We start from the raw sequence: 18,999 nt of genomic DNA on the forward strand, positions 1-18,999 counted from the left end.
ATGACGAACCCCTCGACGTTGTACCGCGGCGGCGTGTTGCACTGCCCCGCCGACCCGAGCGCCACCGCGCTGCTGGTGTCCGGTGGGCGGATTGTCTGGTTGGGGACCGACGGTGACGCGCCGCCGGCCGACCGGGTGGTGGACCTGGGCGGGGCGTTGGTGACGCCGGCGTTCGTCGACGCGCACGTGCACGCCACCGACACCGGGTTGGCGTTGTCGGGGCTGGAGCTGTCCGGGGTGCGTTCGGCGGGGCAGCTGCTCGACGCGGTGGCGGGGTTCGCGGCGGGTCTGCCGGCGGACGCGGTGGTGCTGGGGCACGGCTGGGACGAGTCCGGTTGGTCGGATCCGACGTTGCCGGACGCGGTGGCGCTGGACCGGGCGGCCGGTGGGCGGCGGGTGTACCTGTCGCAGGCGTCGATCCACTCGGCGTTGGTGTCGTCGGCGTTGCTGGCGGCCTGCCCGCAGGCGGTGCAGGCGCCCGGGTACGACGCGTCGGGCTGGTTGCGGCGCGACGCGCACCACGTGGTGCGGGCGGCCGCGCAGGCGTCGGTGAGTCGGGCGCAGCGGGTCGCGGCGCAGCGGGTGGCCCTCGCCCACGCGGCGTCGTTGGGGATCGCGGCGGTGCACGAGTGCGGTGGGCCGCAGATCTCCGACGAGGAGGACTTCACCGGTCTGCTGGGCATCTCCGGCGCGGGGTTGCCGGAGGTGTACGGGTACTGGGGTGAGTTGGGTGGCGCGGCGCGGGCCCGGGAGTTGGGCGCTGTCGGCGCCGGTGGGGACCTGTTCGCCGACGGGGCGTTGGGGTCGCGCACGGCGCACGTGTCGCAGCCGTACGGCGACGGTGACGGCTGCGGGCACGGGTACCTGTCGGTCGAGCAGGTGCGTGATCACCTGCTGGACTGCGCGGCGCACGGCATGCAGGGCGGGTTCCACGCCATCGGTGACGCGGCGATCGGCACCGTCCTCGACGGGTTCGCGGCGGCGGCGCGGACGGTGGGGCTGGAGCGGTTGCGGGCGGCCCGGCACCGCATCGAACACGCGGAGATCATGAGCAAGGCGTTGATCGCGCGGTTCGTGGAGTACGGGGTGGTGGCGAGCATGCAGCCGGCGTTCGACCGGTTGTGGGGTGGCGCGGGCCGGATGTACGAGACGCGGTTGGGGTTGGACCGGTCGTTGGAGTCGAACCCGATGGGTGCGATGCACTCGGTGGGGGTGGCGTTGGCGTTCGGGTCGGATTCGCCGGTGACGCCGCTGGACCCGTGGGGGTCGGTGCGGGCGGCGGTGGCGCACCACAACCCGGCGCAGCGGATGGGTGTGCGCTCGGCGTTCGCGGCGCACACCCGGGGCGGGTGGCGGGCGGTGCACCTGGACGTCGAGGGGGTCCTGGCGTTGGGTGCGCCGGCGACGTTCGCGGTGTGGTCGACGCCTGCGGGCGTGGAGCGGGGCCTGCCGGTGTTGCAGGCCGAGGACCCGGAGGCGCGGGGTCCGGACGACCCGACACCGCTGCCGGTGTGCGGGCGGCTGGTGCTGCGCGGTGAGGTCATCTACGAGGAAGGGTCGTCATGACCGGGAAGCTTGATCTTGATCCGGTGCTGGTGGCGCGGGCGCGGGAGTTGGCGCGTCGGGCCGGGCAGCCGGTGGTGGACCTGGCGCGCAGCCACACCACTGTGTCGGTGGAGCGGGCGGTCCTGCGGTTGGCCGGGGTGACCGGCGCCGACCCGGACGGCATTCCGTGGGTGAACCGGCTCGTCGACGCGGTCGCCGCGGACGTGGGGTTGGGTCACGGGGTGGCGGTGCCGGTGTTCGACGCCCTGGTCCGTGAGGGCAGCACCGACGTGACGTTGCTGGCGCAGAAGGCCGCGGCCGGGTCGGTGCGGTTCACCCAGCCCACCGGGCGGGCGGCCACGGCCGCCCGGTCGGCGGCGCGCAAGGCCGTCGGCGCGGGCATCCGCCGCATCGACCGGCGGCGCGCCGAGCGGGACCGGCTGGTGAAGCGCCACGGCGACCCGGCGCAGCGGCCGTGGATCTACCTGATCGTCGCCACCGGTGACATCTACGAGGACATTCCGCAGGCGCAGGCGGCGGCGCGCGCCGGCGCGGACGTGATCGCCGTGATCCGTTCCACCGGGCAGTCGTTGCTGGACTACGTGCCCGAGGGCGCGACCCGGGAAGGCTTCGCCGGCACGTACGCCACGCAGGAGAACTTCCGGCTGATGCGCGCGGCGTTGGACGAGTCGTCGAAGGAGGTGGGCCGCTACGTGCGGTTGACCAACTACGCGTCCGGGCTGTGCATGCCGGAGATGGCGGCCCTGGCCGGGTTGGAACGCCTCGACATGATGTTGAACGACTCGATGTACGGGATCCTGTTCCGCGACATCAACCCGGTGCGCACGTTCGTCGACCAGCGGTTCTCCCGGCAGGTGCACGCCCGCGCCGGGATCATCATCAACACCGGTGAGGACAACTACCTGACCACCGCCGACGCTGTCGACGAGGCGCACACGGTGACGGTGTCGCAGCTGCTCAACGAGTTCTTCGCGCACGAGGCGGGGTTGGCGGACTGGCAGTTGGGGTTGGGGCACGCGTTCGAGATCAACCCGGAGGTGCCGGAGTCGTTCCGGTTGGAGTTGGCGCACGCGTTGCTGGCCCGGGAGCTGTTCCCCGACGCGCCGTTGAAGTGGATGCCGCCGACGAAGCACATGACCGGTGACGTGTTCCGGGGCAACCTGCTCGACGGGTTCTTCAACCTGGCGGGCGCGCTGACCGGTCAGGGCGTCCTGCTGGTGGGGATGATGACCGAGGCGGTGGTGACGCCGTGGTTGTCCGACCGGGACATCGCCCTGCAGAACGTGCGCTACGTCCTCGGCGCGGCCGGTGCGCTGCACGAGGACTTCGTGCCCGCGCCGGGCGGGTTCATCCGCCGCCGCGCCAACCAGGTCCTCGGTGAGGCACTAGACCTGCTGGAACGCATCGGGGAGCAGACGCTGCTCACGGCGATCGCCGAGGGCACCTTCGGGATCATGAAGCGGCCCGCGGACCGCGGCAAGGGCCTGTCCGGGGTCGCCGCGCACGAGGCCGACTACTGCAACCCGGCCACCGACATCCTGGAGGCCGCCGCATGAGCGCGGTGCAGACCGGCAAGCAGATCGTGCGCCCGTATGGGGACACCACCGGTGACGGGATGGTGCAGGTGTCGTTCACCCTGCCGGTGACCCACGACAAGCGCGCCGAGGGCGCCGCGGTGCAGTTGGCCAACAAGATGGGCATCGACCCGGCGATGGTGGTGCACGCCAAGCCGATGGGCGACGGGTTCACGTTCTTCGTCGTCTACGGGCGGGTCAACCACCTGGTCGACCTCAACGCCGTGCAGGTGGTGGAACGTGACTTCGCGTTGCTGTCGGCGAAGGACGTCAACACGGTGATCAAGCAGCGGTTGCGGCGCAAGCTGTCAGTGGTCGGGGCGTGCATCGGCACCGACGCGCACACGGTGGGCATCGACGCGATCCTCAACGTCAAGGGCATCGCGGGGGAGAAGGGCCTGGAGTACTACCGGGAGTTGAAGGTCACCAACATGGGCGCGCAGGTCAGCGTGCCGGAGCTGGTGGAGACCGCCCGGGCGGAGAAGGCCGACGCGGTGCTCGTGTCGCAGGTGGTCACCCAACGCGACGCGCACCTGCACAACACCCGGGAGATGTCCGCCGCGTTCCGGGAGGCGATGCCGGCGGGGCGGCGTCCGCTGCTGATCGTCGGTGGTCCCCGCTTCGACGAGACGATGACCGACGAGTTGGGCGTGGACCGGATCTTCGGCCGGGGCACCACCCCCGGCGAGGTGGCCAGCTACCTCGTGCACGCCCTGATCACGCAACGGAAGGCGATGGCATGACCGACGCACGGCTCGGGTTGACGGTGACGCACCGGCGGTATGTGCCGTACTCGCACGCCCACTACGCCGGCAACCTCGTCGACGGGGCGTACGCGCTCGGGTTGTTCGGCGACGTCGCCACGGAGGTGTGCATCCGCACCGACGGCGACGAGGGCCTGTTCGCCGGGTACGCCGACGTGCGGTTCCACGCGCCCATCCATGCCGGGGACGTCATCGAGGTCACCGCGCAGGTGTCACGGGTGGGCACCCGCAGCCGCACCCTGGAACTGAGCTGCGCGGTGGTGTGCCGGGGCCGCCCGGACCGCTCCGCGTCCGCCGCGGAGGTCCTCGACCCGCCGATCGTGGCGGTCACCGCGACCGGCACCGTGGTCGTCCCCGCCGCCACAGTGAGTCGCGAGGAGTGAGCCGGGGTTGCGAGCCCCGCAGTCGCGAACAGGGAAACCACAGTGAGTCGCGAGGAGTGAGCCGGGGTTGCGAGCCCCGCAGTCGCGAACAGGGAAACTCGTGACCCTGGCGGTCTGCGCCGACGTCGGTTCCACGTACACGAAGGTGGCGGTGGTGGACCTGGCCGCCGGTGTGCTCGTCGGCGCGGCGGCCGCGCCCACCACTGTGGGCACCGACGTGCTGCACGGCCTGGACGCCGCCGTCGCGGCGGCCACCGCCGGGCTCGGGGTCGGCGACGTGCCCTGGTACGTGTGCTCGTCGGCCGGTGGTGGGCTGCGCCTGGCCGTGATCGGCTACGAGCCGCTGGTCACCGCGCAGGCCGGCCGGCGGGTCGGGTTGTCCGCCGGCGCGCACGTGGTGCACGTCGCGGCCGGTCGGCTCGGCGCCGCCGACCTGACGGCGTTGCGGGCGGCCCGCCCGGACGTGGTGCTGCTCGTGGGCGGCACCGACGGCGGCGACGCCGACACGATCACCCACAACGCCACCCGCCTGGCCCGGGCCCGGTGGCGCCGACCCGTGGTGTACGCGGGCAACGCCGACGTGCGCGAGCAACTGACCGGGCTGCTGCGCGACGCCGGAGTGCCGGTCACCGACGCCGACAACGTCCTGCCGCGCATCGGGGTGCTCGCCCCGGCGTCGGCGCGGGCGGCGATCCGCGCGGTGTTCCTGCGCCACGTCATCGGTGGTAAACGACTGTCGAGGGGCGCCCGGTTCGCGCGGCTGGTGCGGGCGGCCACCCCCGACGCGGTGCTCACCGGTGTGGAGGTGCTCGCCGACACCCTCGGTGGTGACCTCGCCGTGGTCGACGTGGGTGGGGCCACCACCGACGTGTACTCGGTGCTCACCCCCGACGAGCGGGCCACCGGGCCGGGCCGGGAGGTCGCCGGCAGCCTGTGGCGGGCCCGCACCGTGGAGGGCGATCTGGGCATGCGGTGGAGCGCCCCGGGGGTGGTGCGGGCCGCCGCCGAGGAGCGGCTGCTCGACGCCGGCGAGGCCGACGACCTGACCGCCGCCGCGGCCCGCCGGGCGGCCGACCCGGCTTTCCTGGCCGTCGACGACGTCGAGCGGGCCGTGGACCGGCGCATCGCCACCCTCGCCGCGACGGTGGCGCTGCGCCGGCACGCCCGGGGATCCGCCACCGGTGAGCGCTCCGGGCGGGACCTGCGCGACGTGCGGCTGCTGGTGGGCTCCGGTGGGGTGCTGCGGCACGCGCCGACCGGCACGGCCGGGCAGGTGCTGACGGCGGTCCTGGCCGACCACGCCGGCGGGTGGGCGCTGCCGCGTGCCGCCGCCGCGGTGGTCGACGTCGACTACGTGTTGGCCGCCGGAGGGCTGCTCGCCGAGGAGCACCGAGGCACCGCGCAGGCGCTGCTGCGTCACCATTTGCGTACGCATTGAGACTCGCCGACCCGACACGCCGTGTCGCAACACACGACAGGCCGGCCGTGGGTTGACAACCGACGGGGGTCGGCACGTACCGTCTTTGAGTCCTACCACGGGAAGCGGCTGTTGTTCGCTTCGTCCCTTCGTCCGCTGGCCGAGCGACATGTTTGAGCGTCATCGTCGCGGCGGCCAGGTCCAGCGGGCGGGGGTCGGCGGGGCGGCGCGAACCGGCCGCGGTTACCGGTGTACGGGCAGGGTGAGGTGCACGGCCAGTAGACAACGGCCCGGCGGGGGCAGCCAGTCCACGTCCGGTCGGTCCGAAGGTCGTCGTGCCCCATCCTCGCCACACCGGCCGGGAAGGGCCTGGGAGCATCGGGGCGCGGCGCGAGCCGCGCCCCGATTTCATGTCCACCGGGTGGTTCCTGCCCCGACGGCCCGACGCGGCCGGTACACACGCCAGCCAGGTAACCTTCGCCCCGTGATCGAGGTGAAGCGGTGACGACCCTGGACCGGGATGAGACGCAGACCCCGGCGGCGCTGCCCCGGCCGGTCGTTCCCGGTCGGCCGCTGCCGCTGCGGGTCGCCGTACCCCTGGCCGTGGCCGCCGGGTTGGCCCTGCTGGTGGCGTTCCCCCCGTACGGGGTGTGGCCGCTCGCACCGGTCGGGGTGGCGTTGTTGGCCGCCGCCGCGCACCGGCGGCGGTTGCGCGCCGGCGCCGGCCTGGGCTTCCTGACCGGGGTGGCGTTCTTCGCCCCGCTGCTGGCCTGGACGAACCTGCATACCGGCTACCTGCCGTGGGTGCTGCTGTCGCTGCTGCAGGCCGGCTACCTGGCGCTGCTGGGCGCGGCCACCGCCTGGGTGTCACCGCTGGTCGACCGCGCCCGCTGGACGTGGCCGGCGCTGACCGGGCTGCTCTGGGTCGGGCAGGAAGCGCTGCGCGACCGCACCCCGTTCGGCGGGTTCCCGTGGGGGCGGCTGGCGTTCAGCCAGGACACCTCGCCGCTGCTGCGCCTGGCCGTGCTGGGCGGCGCCCCGCTGGTCACCTTCGCCGTGGCCCTCATCGGCGGGTTGCTGGTCACCGCCGTCTGGCGGGGCTGGGTCACCGCCCAGCGCCACGCACCCCCGCCCACCACCACGGCGCCCAGTGGCGCCGTGCCGGGCGCTGACGGCCCTCTGGACGGCCCGTCACACGCCGGGGCGACCGGGGCACGACGGTGGACGCCGGTGCTCGTACCGGCCGTCGTGGCCGTCGCGCTGACCGCCGGGGGTCTGCTGGTGCCGGTCGCCGCCGCAGGGTCCGGCGCAGGCGTCACCGTGGCGATCGTGCAGGGCAACGTGCCGCGGCTGGGCCTGGACTTCAACGCCCAACGGCAGGCGGTGCTCAACAACCACGTCGACGCCACCCTCGAGCTGGCCGGGCGGGTCGCCGCCGGGCAGCAGCGGCGACCCGACCTGGTGGTGTGGCCGGAGAACTCCAGCGACATCGACCCCTTGCGCAACCCCACCGCCGGTGCGCGGATCTCCCAGGCCGCCGACACCATCGGCGCGCCGATCCTGGTCGGCGCGGTGCTGCTGGGCCCCGGCGCCGGGCAGGTCCGCAACGCGGGCATCCTGTGGCGCCCCGGCACCGGCGCGGACCTCGACCAGCTGTACACGAAACGCCATCCGGTGCCGTTCGCCGAGTACGTGCCGCTGCGCGACGTGGCCCGGATGGTCAGCAAGCAGGTCGACCTGATCCGCAACGACTTCGTGCCCGGAAGCACCCCGGGCGTGGTACGCGCCGGCCCCGCCGTGCTCGGTGACGTGATCTGCTTCGAGGTCGCCTACGACGAGGTGGTCCGCGACACCGTCACCGGCGGCGCGCAACTGCTGGTGGTGCAGACCAACAACGCCACCTTCAACGTGGCGGAGGCCCGCCAGCAGATGGCCATGGTGCGGCTGCGGGCGGTGGAGCACGGGCGACCGGCGTTGATGGCCTCCACGGTCGGGGTGTCCGGGTTCGTCGCACCCGACGGGCGGGTAAGCGATGCCACCGGGTTCAACACCCGGGAGGTCGTGGTGCGGCAGTTGCGGCTCGACGACGGACGCACCCTCGCCACCCGCCTCGGCTGGTGGCCCGAGGTGGCGCTCGCCGCGCTGGCCGTGGCGGCCCTGGTCGGCGCGGCGGTGCTGCGCCGGCGGCAGCGGGTCAGGCCCGGATAGCAACAGCCGGTACGCCGGCGGGAGCGGAGGAACCGTGATCCAGGCGACCGATACGATCCGACGCGCGGACGAGGTGCCCGGGGTGGGCCGGGTGCTGGTGGTGATCCCCACCTACAACGAGGCCGACAACATCGCCGTGATCGTGGGCCGGGTTCGGCGCGCCGCCCCGGCGGTGCAGATCCTCATCGCCGACGACAACAGCCCCGACGGCACCGGCGCGATCGCCGACGCCCTCGCCGACGGTGACGCGCACGTGCAGGTGCTGCACCGCCAGGGCAAGCAGGGCCTCGGTGCGGCGTACCTGGCCGGTTTCGGGTGGGCACGCGAGCGGGGCTACCAGGCGGTCGTGGAGATGGACGCGGACGGCTCGCACGCCCCGGAGGACCTGCCGGCGCTGCTGGACGCCGCCCGTGACGCCGACGTGGTGATCGGGTCGCGGTGGACCAGCGGCGCGCGGGTGCTCAACTGGCCGCTGCGGCGGCTGTTGCTGTCGCGGGGCGGCAACCTGTACGCGCGCCTGGCGCTGGGCATGCCCGTCTCGGACGCCACCGGCGGGTACCGGGTGTACCGGATCAGCGCGTTGGACGCCATCGACCTGGATTCGGTGACCTCGCAGGGCTACTCGTTCCAGGTGGAGCTGTCGCGGCTGGCGCACCGGGCGGGTGTGCGGATCGTGGAGGTGCCGATCACCTTCGCCGAGCGGGAGCGCGGCGACAGCAAGATGAGCCCGAAGATCGTGGCCGAGGCGCTGTGGCGGATCACCGCCTGGGGGGTGCGTGACCGGCGCCAGGCGGTACGCCGGGGACTGCACGGCACCGCCACCGGTCAGGCACGGTGGCCGTGAGCGCGGCCGTGTCATGCTGGATGAGCGGAACACGTCCGTGGTGTCCGCAGGAATGGCGATGAGGTGAGATGCGCCGAGGACTGAGGTTCGTACCGTTGGCCCTGTTGCTGGCGGTGGTGCTGGAGCTGGCGGTGTTCGTCGGCGTGGGACGGGCGCTGGGGTTCGGCGCGGCGGTGTTGCTGGTGTTCGCCGCGTCCCTGCTGGGGTTGGTGCTGCTGCGCCGCGAGGGGATGCGCGCCTGGCGTGGTTTCCGCGCCGCCGCGGCTGCCGGGCAGCCCCCGGGTGGGCAGGTGACCGACGGGCTCGTCGGGTTGGCCGGCGCGCTGTTGCTGGCGGTGCCCGGCCTGGTCAGCGGGCTGGTCGGGTTGCTGCTGCTGGTGCCGCCGGCGCGTCGACTGGCCCGCGCCGGGGTGCGCCGCGCCACCGAGAGGCGGGTGTCGTCGATGGTCGCCGGTGACCTGTTCGGGCCCCGCACGGTGCGGGTGCGCCAAGGTGCGCCGCAACCGACCCCGCAACCGACTCCACAGCCGCAACAGCCGGTGGTGGTCGACGGCGGTCGCGCCATCGAGGGCGAAATCGTCGAACCCGGCCGGCACTGAGACCGGGCCACCACCGGGCACAGACAGACACGACGGCGCCCCCGGGAAAAACCCCGGGGGCGCCGTCGTCGTGCGCGTCGTGCGGCTCAGGCGCGGCCGCGGCGGGTCCGAACCTCCTGCAGGCGCTCCTCCAGGATGTCCTCCAGCTCGGCGATGGAACGCCGCTCCAGAAGCATGTCCCAGTGAGTACGCGGCGGCTTGGCCTTCTTCTGCTCCGGCTCGTTGCCGTCGACGAGTCGGGCGACGCTGCCGTCGAACTTGCATTCCCAGGTCATCGGGACCTCGGCGTCGACGGCGAACGGCACCTCGAACTGGTGGCCCTTGGCGCAGAGGTACTCGCGGGTCTGACGCGGCGCGAGCTCCGTGTTGCGGTCGGATTCATAGCTCACCGCGCCAAGGCGGCTTCCGCGCAGCATACGCTCGCCCATGATCGACTTCCCCTCGTTCGTGGTGCTGGTCTTCTGGGTGTAACGGTGCGTCCCCGTCGAGCCATTCCCGCCCGAGGGCGTGAGGCGTCCACGGGTGGGCCGGGACCAAGGGTAACCGGCCGGGACGGTCACCCGGTGAGGTGATCCCCAGGCGGGTCGGGACAACGGTGTGTGTCCGCCGCCACCGGGGTGGTTAACCGCCCGAGCCTACCGAAGGTTGCGCCGCGATCATCAGGTGGCGTCGCCGGGAGTGGCGGCGCCGAGGCGGGCCAGCGCCAACGCCAGGTCACTGACCTGGTCGCCGAGCTGCGCCACCCGCCGCTGAGCCAGGTCCCGGTCGGTCTCGGCGGCGTCGAGTCGTACCGTCAGGGTGCTGCGGTGACCCTCGGCGGTCGCCGCGGCCTGCCGGGCCACGGTCAGGTCGGCGGTGAGCGTGTCGCGCTGGGCGGCCAGGGCCGCCACCTCCGCGCGCAGCCGCGCGGCCAGCTCCGCGGCTTCCTGCCGGGCGTCGTCGGCCTGCCGGGCGGCGACCTCGGCGCGGTCGCGGGCCCGGTCGGCCTGCTCGCGCGCCCGGGCGGCGTCGGCGGCCTCGGCGCGGGTCCGCGCCGCGTCGGCGCGGGACTGCTCAATCTGACGCCGGACGTCCTGCACCTCGGCCTGCCACCGCCCGGCCCGTTCGGTCGCCTCGGCGGCGGCCCGGCTGGCCCGTTCGGACTCGGCGCGCAGCGCGTCACGTTCCACGCTCAGGTCGGCCACCCGCTGCCGTTCGGCGTCGCGCTCGGTGCGCAGGTCCCGCGCCTCGGTGCGGGCCTGGTCGCGGTCGCGCTCGGCCTGGGCGCGCAGCGCCTCGGCGGCGCTGGCGTCGTGGCGCGCCTTGTCGCGGGCGGCCTCGGCGTGCTGGGCCCGTTCGTCGGCGGCGGTGGCCTGCCGCTGCGCCAGCTCGGCGCGCTGGCGGGCGTCGTCGGCTTCGGCCCGGGCGTCGCGGGCCTGCTCGCGGGCGCGCGCCGCGTCGGCCGCCGCGGTCTCGGCGTCGTCGCGGGCCTCGTCGCGTTCGGTCTGCGCCGCCGCGACCTCGGTGGCGGCCTCCGCGCGGACCTGCGCGACCTGCCGCTGCACACCCACCGGGGACAACTCGGCGTGCAGCGACTCGGTCAACGTCTCGACGATCTGGTCGAGACGGTCCACCGCCTCCCAGGTGCGGGCCACCTGCCCGGGCAGACCGGGGGCGTTGCGGTGCCGCATCCGGCTGTTGCGGGAGGCGCGCTGGCAGGCGCCGTCGTTGTCGCGGCAGTAGCGAAACGGTCGGCCGGCGCCGACCCGTTGCGGCACCGGCGCTCCACAGTGGGCACAGGGGCGGGTCTCGGTGGTGTCGGGCTGGGCGTCCATCGAGGGCGAAGTCTAGTGCCGGCCGGTCAGCTCGTCGCCCGGGCCGTCGCGTCGAGGGTGTAGCGGCGTTGCAGCAGCAGCGCCGCGAGCATCGCCACCGCCGGCAGCAACCCGAAGCCGTAGCGGACCGCCGCGAGCGCGGCGTCCGGCTGCACCGGCGACTCACCGGCCGTCGAGGCCACGAAACCACCCACGGTCAGGCACAGCGCGTACGCGTACGGGCCCAGGGCCGCGCCGGTGGCCTCGGTGGCCGTCCACACCCCGGTGTAGGTGCCGGCCCCGGTGGCGCTGGCGTTGCTGGCGGCGCGGATCACGTCGGGCAGCATCGAGAACGGCAACAGTTGCATGCCGGCGAACGCCACCCCGAGCACCGCCACCGCGGCGACCAGCACCGGCAGGCCGGCCGGTCGGCCCACCGCCAGCACCAGGGAGCCGATCGCGAACGCGCCCTGCGCGCCGAGCAGCGCCCGTTGCTTGCCGACGCGTCGGGCCACCACCAGCCAGGCCGGGGTGACCAGCAGCGCCGGCGCCACGAACGCGGCCACCAGCACCGTGGTCAGGCCGGGGGCGCGCAGCTCGTACTCGGCGTAGTAGGGCACCCCGGCGAGCACCAGGTGGGTGGTGGTGGACATCGCCAGGTACGCGGCGACCAGCCACCGGAACTGCCTGTCGCGCAGCGCCGTGCGCAACGCCCGCCACCCGCCGTGCCCGGACGTGGTACTGGCCGGCGCGGACCCGCGCAGCCGGGCGATGCCGGCGACACCGACCAGCATGGCCACCAGCATCCCCACGGCCAGGACCACGCCCATCCGCTGGTAGCCGCCCCGCGTCGCGGCGTCGCCGCCGGTGAGCAGCGGGGCCAGCAGCCCGGAGACCAGGATGCCGAGGGTCAGCACCACCATCCGGAACGCCATCAGCCGGGTGCGTTCGTGGTAGCCGATGCGCAGGTCGGCCGGGGTGGACAGGTAGGGGACCTGGTAGGCGGCGAAGAGCAGGTTGCCGGCGATGAAGAACACCGCCACCCACGCCGCGGCCGCCGCGCCGGTCAGGCCGCCGGGCACCGCGAAGAGCGCGGCGAACGCGACAGGCAGGGCGCAGCCGAGCAGCAGCAGGCGACGACGGTCGCCGCGTCGGGTCTGCTCGACGTCGGCGCGGTGCCCCACCCACGGGTGCAGCAGCACGTCGGCGATCTTCGGCAGCAGCAGCGCCAGGCCGGCCAGCCACGGCCCGACGGCCAGCACGTCGGTGAGGAAGTAGAGCAGCAGCAGGCCGGGCACTGTCACCCAGACACCCATGCCGAGCGAGCCGGCAGCGAAGCCCGCCAGGGGGCCGCGCGGCAGCGTCGCGTCGGTGGCGGCCGCGGGCCGCCGGTCCAGCCCGGTCATCGCCGCATCCTCTCCGCAATCCAACGGTTGCTGGATTCTAGGGGCAGAATGGCGGCCATGACCATGCCCCGCCGCCGCCCGGGTCGGCCCCGCCGCGACGAGACCCGGCCGACCCGCGAGGTGGTGCTCACCGCGGCGACCGCGCTCTTCGCCGAGCGGGGCTTCGACGCCGTCGGGCTGCGGGAGGTCGCCGCCGCCGCCGGGGTCGACGTCGCCACTGTCGCGCACCACACGGGTACGAAGGCAGCGCTCTACGACGCGTGCTTCGCCCGGGTGTTCGCCGCCGAACGGGACGTGCTGACCGAGGCCGCCGAGCAGGCCCGCGCCGCTCTCGACGACGGTCCGGACGCGGCACGACGGGCCCTGCACGAGCTGGTCGACGTCTTCGTCGACTTCCTGGAGGACCGCCCCGAGACCACCTCCCTGTGGCTTCGCCGCTGGTTGGAGCCACAGCGGCACGCCGAGCTGGACCAGCGCTACGCCGACCCGTTGTACCGGCTGGTCGCGGAGTTGCTCACCGCCGCCGCGGCGACCGGCGTCCTCGCCGAGCCGACCCCGCACATCACGGTGCGGAGTCTGGTGTGGGCGACGCACGGGCACGTGGTGGCGCTGGCCGCGGGCGCGCCCGGCGCTCGGGAGCGGCGCGAGTTCCGGGCGTTCGTGCATCGCCTGCTCGACGGGCTGTACGGATCACCGAGCACTTGACGGGCCGCCGCCGCGCGACGATTATCCATCGGACGTTGGATTAATGGGGGCGGCAATGGGCGTACCACAGCGGGTGGCGGTGATCGGGGCCGGCGCCGCCGGGCTCGCCGCGGTCAAGGCACTACGCGACGCCGACGTGCCCACTGTGGGCTTCGAGGCCGCCGAGCAGGTCGGTGGCCTCTGGGTGTACGGGGCACCCGACTCGCCCGCGTACCGCACGCTGCACCTCAACACCAGCCGTGGTCGCACCCAGTTCGCCGACCACCCGATGCCGAGCGACTGGCCCGACTACCCCGACCACCGTCGTGTCGCCGGTTACCTCGCCGACTACGCCGAGCGCTTCGGGCTGGCCGACACCATCCGGCTGGGCCACACCGTCGAGCGGGTCACCCAGCATCCGGGCGGCACCTGGACGGTGGCCGCCAGCGGCCCGAGCGGCCCGGTCGAGGTCACCGTCGACGCCGTGGTCGTCGCCAACGGGCACAACCGGGTGCCCCGGCTGCCCGATCCCGGCTACCCCGGCGCCTGCACCGCCGAGCAGATCCACAGCCACGACTACCGGGGCCCGGAGCAGTTGGCCGGCAGGCGCGTCCTGGTCGTCGGCGGCGGCAACTCCGCGATGGACATCGCCGTCGACGCGTCGTACGCCGCCACCCGCACCCTGCTGTCGCTGCGCCGGGGCGTCTGGGTGGTGCCGAAGTACCTGCTGGGACGCCCCTCGGACACCCTCAACGGGGCGTTGGCCCGCCGGCTGCCGTGGCGTCTGCGCCAACGCATCAGCCAGACGATGCTCAGCGCCACCGTCGGCAACCCCGACCGCTATGGGCTGCCCGCACCGACGCACGGCTTCCTCCAGGACCATCCGACGCTCTCCGACGGGTTGCTGTCGCGGCTGACCCACGGTGACGTCGAGGCCCGACCCGGCGTCGCCGCCCTCGACGGTGACCGGGTGGAGTTCACCGACGGCCGCAGCGACAGCGTCGATCTGATCATCTGGTGCACCGGCTACCGGGTGGACGTCCCGTTCCTCGACCCGGCGCTGCTCGCCGGAGGCGCCGACACCCTGCCGTTGTACCGGCACGTGTTCCATCCCGACGCCCCCGGGCTGAGCTTCGTCGGGTTGATGCAGTCCACCGGTTCCGCGTTTCCCCTCGTCGAGGCGCAGGCCAAGCTGATCGCGGCGCACCTCGCCGGCCGGTACGCGCTGCCGGACCCGGACCGGCAGCGCGCCGTCTGCCGGGCCGAACTGCGGGCTGCGACCGCCCGCTGGGGTCAGCGCCGGCCGGCGATGCGGGTGGACTTCGACGTCTACCTGGCCGAGCTGGCCCGGGAGTTGACCGCCGGGATGCGCCGCGCCGGCTCCGGCACGGGGTCCTCGGTGGGGGCACCCCGGTGAGCGGTCGGTCCCTGGCCGGTCGGCGGGTGCTGGTCACCGGGGCGAGCGGCACCTTCGGCCGGCACCTCGGGGCCGCGCTGGGTGCGGCCGGCGCCCGGGTGGTAGGGCTCGACCTGCACGCCCGTCCTGACGACGACGTGCCGGTGCTGGGCTGCGACCTGACCGACCCGGACGCCGTGCCGGCGGCGGTGCGGGCCGCCGTCGACCGGCTCGGCGGGCTCGACCTGCTGATCAACAACGCCGGGGTCGGTGGTCCCGCGCCGGCCGAGTTGCCGCCCGACGAGGTGGTCCGCCGGCAACTGGAGGTCAACCTGCTCGCGGCCTGGCGTACCACCGCCGCCGCGCTGCCCTCGCTGCTCAGCGCACGCGGACGGGTGATCTTCGTGGCCAGCCGGATGGCGGTCCTGCCCCTCCCGCTCGCCGCCGCGTACGGGGTGAGCAAGCGGGCCCTGGTCGCCTACGCCGACGCGCTGCGCCACGAGGTGGGCACGCACGTCGGGGTGAGCGTCGTCTACCCCAGCATGGTCGCCTCACCGATCCACGACAGCACCGCCGAGGCCGGGCTGTCCCTGCGGGGGGTGTCCCGCCCCGAGCCCGTCGAAGGGGTGGTCGCGGCGATCCTGCGGACCGCCACCGCCCGGCGGGCGCCCCGCGATGTGGCCACCACGGCACGCGGCCGGTGGGAGATGGCCGTCGGCCGGCACGCGCCCGCGCTGGCCGACCGGCTGGTACGCCGTACCCTCGCCGCCCGGCTCGCCGCCGGTGACCTGGACGCCGCGCCGCTGGCCGCCGGGATGCTCGACCGCCACCGCGGACGCTGACCGCCCGGGTCAGGGCGTGGCGACGGCCGCGCGCGAGCGGTCGGCGGCGATGCGCACGGCCAGCGCCGCGAGCGCGGTACCGGTCACCCACCGCTGCACCCGCAGCCACACCGGCCGGCGGGCGAAGAACCCCGCCAGCGCGCCGGCGCTGAGCACGATCAGCGCGTTCACGCTCAGGGCCACGGCGATCTGGGTCAGACCGAGCAGCAGGCTCTGCGTGGCCAGGTGCCCCCGCGTCGGATCGATGAACTGCGGTAGCAGCGACACGTACAGGATCGCGATCTTCGGGTTCAGCAGGTTGGTGACCATGCCCATGGTGAACAGCCGTCGGGGCGGGTCCGGCGGCAGCGGCGCGGGCCGGAACGGCGAGTGCCCACCCGGACGCAGCGTCCGCCAGGCCAGCCAGAGCAGGTAGCCGGCGCCGGCCAGCTTCACCACCGCGTACAGCGTCGCACCAGGACGAAGACGGTGGCCAGGCCGGCGACCGCCGCCGCCAGGTAGACGCCGAAGCCCGCGGCCACCCCGAGCAGTGAGACCAGCCCGGCCCGGCGGCCCTGCGCCACCGAGCGCGACACCAGGTAGACCATGTTCGGGCCGGGCGTGAGCACCAGCCCCAACGCCACCAACGTGATGCCCAGCAGTGCGCCAGTACTCACCACGACGCTTCCCCCGTTCGGTAGTCCCCACACCGACCGTAATCGGGATGAACATCCCGACCCAGGGCCACCTGGCAGGCCGTGGCCTGCGATCCGAGGTGATCCACTCGCGTTCGGCGCAACTGCAGCACCGTCGGCGGGAATGCTCACCGTCGCGGGCGTGCTGACCCCTGGCAAGTGCGTGTCGCCGGCCGGAGGCGGCGCGTTACGGTGGCCAGGGAGGTGCCGCACGGTGACCGAGGCGTGGCAAGCGTCAGTGGAGGCGAAGATCCAGGATGCCGTTCAGCGCGGCGAGTTCGACGACCTGCCCGGCATGGGCAAGCCGATCCCCGGTCGGGGGGCGCCGTATGACGAGGCGTGGTGGATCAAGAGTTTCCTGGAGCGCGAGGCGCTCCCCAGTGATCTGCTCCTGCCCACGTCGCTGCAGCTGCGCCGACGCATCGATCAGGTCCCCGACGAGGTCCGCGACCTGCCCACCGAACAGTCCGTCCGCGACTTCGTCGGGCAGTTGAACGCGCAGATCGTGGCGTGGCTGCGCTCCCCCGACGACGGCCCCCGGGTCGCGGTGCGCCCCGTGAACACCGAGGACGTCCTCCGCCGCTGGCGCGCCGAACGTGCCCGCCGCAAGATCACCTCGACCGTCACTGAACCGGCGACCGTCGTGACGCCGTCGCGCCGTCGCCGCCGCAGCTGGTGGCCGCTGTGGCGCCGCCGTCGGGGCTGACCCCCGGGGTACTGCCACGGCAGACTGTGCCGATGCTGATCGAATCGCGGACGCCCGGTACGCCCTCGACGCCGGGTGTCGCCCTGCGTCAGTGGTGCGCCGACGACCTGAATGAGCTGGTGCGGGCGTACCGGGATCCGGTCCTGCGCCGCTGGACCAGAGCCCCGGTGACCACCGCCGCCGAGGCCCGACGGTGGCTGGAAGGCACACTGCGCGACTGGGCCGACGGCCGGCGGTACACCTTCGCCGTCGTCGAGGAGCAGGCCGACGGCGCTCGGCTGGTGGGCAACGTGGTGCTCAAGGGGGTCACGCCGGAGCGCCCGGCCCCGGAGGTGGGCTACTGGACGGCGTCGTGGGCACGCGGCCGCAGCGTCGCCCCTCGCGCGGTCACCACGCTGAGCCGCTGGGCGTTCGACAGGTTCCCCGAGGTGGCGCGTCTCGACCTGCTGCACCAGGTGGACAACGTGGCGTCCTGTCGGGTGGCGCAGAAGTGCGGCTTCGTGTTCCAGGAGACCCTGCCGGCCCGGCCGCCCTTCCCGCTCGACGGTCACCGCCACACGCTCGACGCCGGCTAGCCGGGCAGCACGCTCGACACCTCCCGCCGGCTGTCCGAAGCTGGTGCGAACGGATCCGAACAGGTCCGAACGCCTGCTCCCGGCCCCGACGCCGCGAACGCGGATACGGTCTGGGCCGAGCGCCCAGACGACCGCCGGCGCGGGAGGGACGGGCGAGGTGACCGAGCGCGCCGCGACGTACGCCGAGGTGTTCGCGGTGCGCGAGTACCGCCACCTGTTCGGGGCGTACCTGCTGTCCCTGGCCGGTGACCAGCTCACGGCCGTGACCGTGGCGTACCTCGTCTTCAGCGAAACCGGCTCGGCCGCGCTGGCGGCGGCCGCCTACGCCAGTTCCTACCTGGCCTGGCTCACCGGCGGACCGCTGCTGTCCGGTCTGGCCGACCGGTTCCCCCGGCGAAGCGTGATGATCGCCTGCGACCTTGGCCGCGCGGCGCTCATCCCGCTGGCGGCGCTGCCGGACCTTCCCGCGCCAGCCCTGGTGGTGCTCCTCTTCGTGGTCAATTTGATGCGACCACCGTTCGTGGCGGCGCGGGCGGCGTTGATGCCGGAAGTGCTCGACGGCGACCGCTACGCCGTGGCCAACGGCGTGGACAACATCTGTGCCCAGGTCGTGCAGGTGGTCGGCTTCGCCGTCGGGGGGAGTCTGGTGGCGCTGCTGTCACTGCGCGGTGCCCTGCTGGTGGATGCCGGCACGTTTCTGGTGTCGGCTCTCCTGATCGGAATCGGCGTGCGTTCCCGCCCCGCGCCTCGACCACAGTCGAGCCCGACCGGCCAGGGCCGGGCTGTCGGTCTGCGGGTGATCTTCGCAGATGCCCGGCTGCGGTCCTACGTCCTCGTCCTGTGGATGGCCAGCGCCTTCACCTATGCAGCCGAAGGGCTGATGGCACCACTGGCCCGCCAGTACGGCGGCGGCGCCGGCACCGTCGGCCTGTTGCTGGCGGCGGCACCGTTGGGGATGTCCATCGGCGGGGTCGCGCTCACCCGCTTCTGTCCACCGGCGGCCCGGCCACGGCTCATCCTGCCGCTGGCCGCGATGTCGGCCGGGGTGCTGACGGTGGCGTGGCTCGTCCCTCCGTTGTGGTTGATGCTCCTGCTGTTGGTGCTGGCCGGCGCGGCGAGCGCTTTCGCCATCCCGCTGAACGCGTTGTTCGGCCGGGCGGTGCCGACGCGGTACCGGGGGCGCGCGTTCGGGGTGGCCATCACCGGTCTCAGTGGGCTACAGGGGACGGCGATGGTCCTCGCAGGTCTGGCCGCCGACCGGTGGCCGGCCACCACGGTGATCGGGTTCAGCGGTTTGTCGGGCGCGGTGGCGGTTCTCGCCGTCGTGCCGCTGTGGCCACGGCGGCCCGACTCCGCACCTGCGATGTTCGAGTCCGCCGTCGAACAAGCCCGAACGACTCCGAACGCCGACATCCCTACCGCCGAAGCAGGCCGTGGCCGACGCTGAGGTCAGCTGGCGGGCACGGGGGCCGTCACCGAGGGGAGAGGAGAAGGGCATGCGCAGCGTTCGCAACCGCGGCATCAGCTGGACCTGACCCTGACGCTCCAACCGGGTGGTCGCCCGGGGG

At 73.9% G+C, this 18,999-nt stretch carries 17 protein-coding genes and 1 pseudogene; 14 read left to right on the top strand and 4 right to left on the bottom strand.

The genetic code is table 11. From position 1 onward, the window contains the following. The 8 genes from ACLJOK_RS09985 to ACLJOK_RS10020 all read left to right on the top strand — a co-directional run bounded on the left by ACLJOK_RS09985 (position 1) and on the right by ACLJOK_RS10020 (position 9,355). Entirely contained in the window at positions 1-1,566 is a 1,566-nt protein-coding gene (locus ACLJOK_RS09985) for an amidohydrolase (RefSeq protein WP_410817809.1), read from the top strand. Then, a complete protein-coding gene (locus tag ACLJOK_RS09990) occupies positions 1,563-3,122 on the top strand; it encodes a lysine 5,6-aminomutase subunit alpha (RefSeq protein ID WP_410817811.1) in 1,560 nt (519 codons plus the stop codon). Before ACLJOK_RS09985 ends, ACLJOK_RS09990 begins: the two co-directional genes overlap by 4 nt. Beyond that, positions 3,119-3,883, top strand: coding sequence for an OAM dimerization domain-containing protein (locus ACLJOK_RS09995; protein ID WP_410817813.1), 765 nt, complete (start codon positions 3,119-3,121; stop codon positions 3,881-3,883). Before ACLJOK_RS09990 ends, ACLJOK_RS09995 begins: the two co-directional genes overlap by 4 nt. Beyond that, entirely contained in the window at positions 3,880-4,287 is a 408-nt protein-coding gene (locus ACLJOK_RS10000) for a hotdog domain-containing protein (RefSeq protein ID WP_410817814.1), read from the top strand. The genes ACLJOK_RS09995 and ACLJOK_RS10000 overlap by 4 nt, the downstream gene beginning before the upstream one ends. Positions 4,288-4,387: 100 nt before the next feature. Further along, positions 4,388-5,725 carry a glutamate mutase L gene (locus ACLJOK_RS10005; protein ID WP_410817816.1) on the top strand — a complete coding sequence of 446 codons (1,338 nt, stop codon included), beginning with the start codon at positions 4,388-4,390 and terminating at the stop codon, positions 5,723-5,725. Between the two features lie 480 nt (positions 5,726-6,205). Beyond that, the gene (lnt, locus tag ACLJOK_RS10010; protein WP_410817817.1) at positions 6,206-7,912 is read left to right on the top strand and encodes an apolipoprotein N-acyltransferase; all 1,707 of its coding nucleotides are present in this window, start codon (positions 6,206-6,208) and stop codon (positions 7,910-7,912) included. Between the two features lie 34 nt (positions 7,913-7,946). Then, positions 7,947-8,756 carry a polyprenol monophosphomannose synthase gene (locus ACLJOK_RS10015; protein WP_354942705.1) on the top strand — a complete coding sequence of 270 codons (810 nt, stop codon included), beginning with the start codon at positions 7,947-7,949 and terminating at the stop codon, positions 8,754-8,756. Positions 8,757-8,824: 68 nt separating this feature from the next. Next, the gene (locus tag ACLJOK_RS10020) at positions 8,825-9,355 is read left to right on the top strand and encodes an FxsA family protein (protein WP_410817819.1); all 531 of its coding nucleotides are present in this window, start codon (positions 8,825-8,827) and stop codon (positions 9,353-9,355) included. 86 nt (positions 9,356-9,441) lie between these two features. Here the strand turns inward: ACLJOK_RS10020 and ACLJOK_RS10025 are convergent, their stop codons facing one another. From ACLJOK_RS10025 to ACLJOK_RS10035, 3 genes are all read right to left on the bottom strand, one after another. Beyond that, the gene (locus tag ACLJOK_RS10025; RefSeq protein WP_030489777.1) at positions 9,442-9,783 is read right to left on the bottom strand and encodes an RNA polymerase-binding protein RbpA; all 342 of its coding nucleotides are present in this window, start codon (positions 9,781-9,783) and stop codon (positions 9,442-9,444) included. Positions 9,784-10,014: 231 nt separating this feature from the next. Next, the gene (locus ACLJOK_RS10030; protein ID WP_410817821.1) at positions 10,015-11,169 is read right to left on the bottom strand and encodes a hypothetical protein; all 1,155 of its coding nucleotides are present in this window, start codon (positions 11,167-11,169) and stop codon (positions 10,015-10,017) included. 26 nt (positions 11,170-11,195) lie between these two features. Beyond that, positions 11,196-12,554, bottom strand: coding sequence for an MFS transporter (locus ACLJOK_RS10035; protein ID WP_410817823.1), 1,359 nt, complete (start codon positions 12,552-12,554; stop codon positions 11,196-11,198). Between the two features lie 57 nt (positions 12,555-12,611). Here ACLJOK_RS10035 and ACLJOK_RS10040 point away from each other — a divergent pair, with 57 nt between their 5' ends. The 3 genes from ACLJOK_RS10040 to ACLJOK_RS10050 are packed head-to-tail and all read left to right on the top strand — an operon-like array spanning position 12,612 to position 15,476. Further along, positions 12,612-13,259 (top strand): TetR/AcrR family transcriptional regulator, encoded by a 648-nt coding sequence (locus ACLJOK_RS10040; protein WP_410817824.1) that lies wholly within the window; start codon positions 12,612-12,614, stop codon positions 13,257-13,259. Between the two features lie 55 nt (positions 13,260-13,314). After that, positions 13,315-14,655 carry a flavin-containing monooxygenase gene (locus ACLJOK_RS10045; protein WP_410817826.1) on the top strand — a complete coding sequence of 447 codons (1,341 nt, stop codon included), beginning with the start codon at positions 13,315-13,317 and terminating at the stop codon, positions 14,653-14,655. Next, complete coding sequence (locus tag ACLJOK_RS10050) at positions 14,652-15,476, top strand: SDR family NAD(P)-dependent oxidoreductase (RefSeq protein WP_410817828.1); 825 nt, start codon at positions 14,652-14,654, stop codon at positions 15,474-15,476. Before ACLJOK_RS10045 ends, ACLJOK_RS10050 begins: the two co-directional genes overlap by 4 nt. Before the next feature lie 9 nt (positions 15,477-15,485). On the opposite strand, the pseudogene ACLJOK_RS10055 reads toward ACLJOK_RS10050, so the two are convergent. Next, positions 15,486-16,135, bottom strand: a pseudogene (locus ACLJOK_RS10055) (LysE family translocator). A 229-nt stretch (positions 16,136-16,364) separates the two neighbouring features. On the opposite strand from ACLJOK_RS10055, the gene ACLJOK_RS10060 reads away from it, so the two are divergent. The 3 genes from ACLJOK_RS10060 to ACLJOK_RS10070 all read left to right on the top strand — a co-directional run bounded on the left by ACLJOK_RS10060 (position 16,365) and on the right by ACLJOK_RS10070 (position 18,878). Beyond that, the gene (locus tag ACLJOK_RS10060) at positions 16,365-16,856 is read left to right on the top strand and encodes a DUF1992 domain-containing protein (RefSeq protein WP_410817829.1); all 492 of its coding nucleotides are present in this window, start codon (positions 16,365-16,367) and stop codon (positions 16,854-16,856) included. A gap of 32 nt (positions 16,857-16,888) precedes the next feature. Next, entirely contained in the window at positions 16,889-17,431 is a 543-nt protein-coding gene (locus ACLJOK_RS10065; protein WP_410817830.1) for a GNAT family N-acetyltransferase, read from the top strand. A gap of 157 nt (positions 17,432-17,588) precedes the next feature. Next, positions 17,589-18,878: an MFS transporter gene (locus ACLJOK_RS10070; protein WP_410817832.1), complete on the top strand. Its 1,290-nt coding sequence runs from the start codon at positions 17,589-17,591 to the stop codon at positions 18,876-18,878. The last annotated feature ends 121 nt before the right edge of the window (positions 18,879-18,999 follow it).

Source organism: Micromonospora sp. 050-3, assembly GCF_046549335.1.
GTDB lineage: Bacteria > Actinomycetota > Actinomycetes > Mycobacteriales > Micromonosporaceae > Micromonospora > Micromonospora trifolii.

Excerpts from the sequence above, each read along its gene's own strand:
- ACLJOK_RS09985 (WP_410817809.1), top strand. The coding sequence starts at position 1 with ATGACGAACCCCTCGACGTTGTACCGCGGCGGCGTGTTGCACTGCCCC.
- ACLJOK_RS09990 (WP_410817811.1), top strand. The coding sequence starts at position 1,563 with ATGACCGGGAAGCTTGATCTTGATCCGGTGCTGGTGGCGCGGGCGCGG.
- ACLJOK_RS09995 (WP_410817813.1), top strand. The coding sequence starts at position 3,119 with ATGAGCGCGGTGCAGACCGGCAAGCAGATCGTGCGCCCGTATGGGGAC.
- ACLJOK_RS10000 (WP_410817814.1), top strand. The coding sequence starts at position 3,880 with ATGACCGACGCACGGCTCGGGTTGACGGTGACGCACCGGCGGTATGTG.
- ACLJOK_RS10020 (WP_410817819.1), top strand. The coding sequence starts at position 8,825 with ATGCGCCGAGGACTGAGGTTCGTACCGTTGGCCCTGTTGCTGGCGGTG.
- ACLJOK_RS10025 (WP_030489777.1), bottom strand. The coding sequence starts at position 9,783 with ATGGGCGAGCGTATGCTGCGCGGAAGCCGCCTTGGCGCGGTGAGCTAT.
- ACLJOK_RS10030 (WP_410817821.1), bottom strand. The coding sequence starts at position 11,169 with ATGGACGCCCAGCCCGACACCACCGAGACCCGCCCCTGTGCCCACTGT.
- ACLJOK_RS10035 (WP_410817823.1), bottom strand. The coding sequence starts at position 12,554 with ATGACCGGGCTGGACCGGCGGCCCGCGGCCGCCACCGACGCGACGCTG.
- ACLJOK_RS10040 (WP_410817824.1), top strand. The coding sequence starts at position 12,612 with ATGACCATGCCCCGCCGCCGCCCGGGTCGGCCCCGCCGCGACGAGACC.
- ACLJOK_RS10045 (WP_410817826.1), top strand. The coding sequence starts at position 13,315 with ATGGGCGTACCACAGCGGGTGGCGGTGATCGGGGCCGGCGCCGCCGGG.
- ACLJOK_RS10065 (WP_410817830.1), top strand. The coding sequence starts at position 16,889 with ATGCTGATCGAATCGCGGACGCCCGGTACGCCCTCGACGCCGGGTGTC.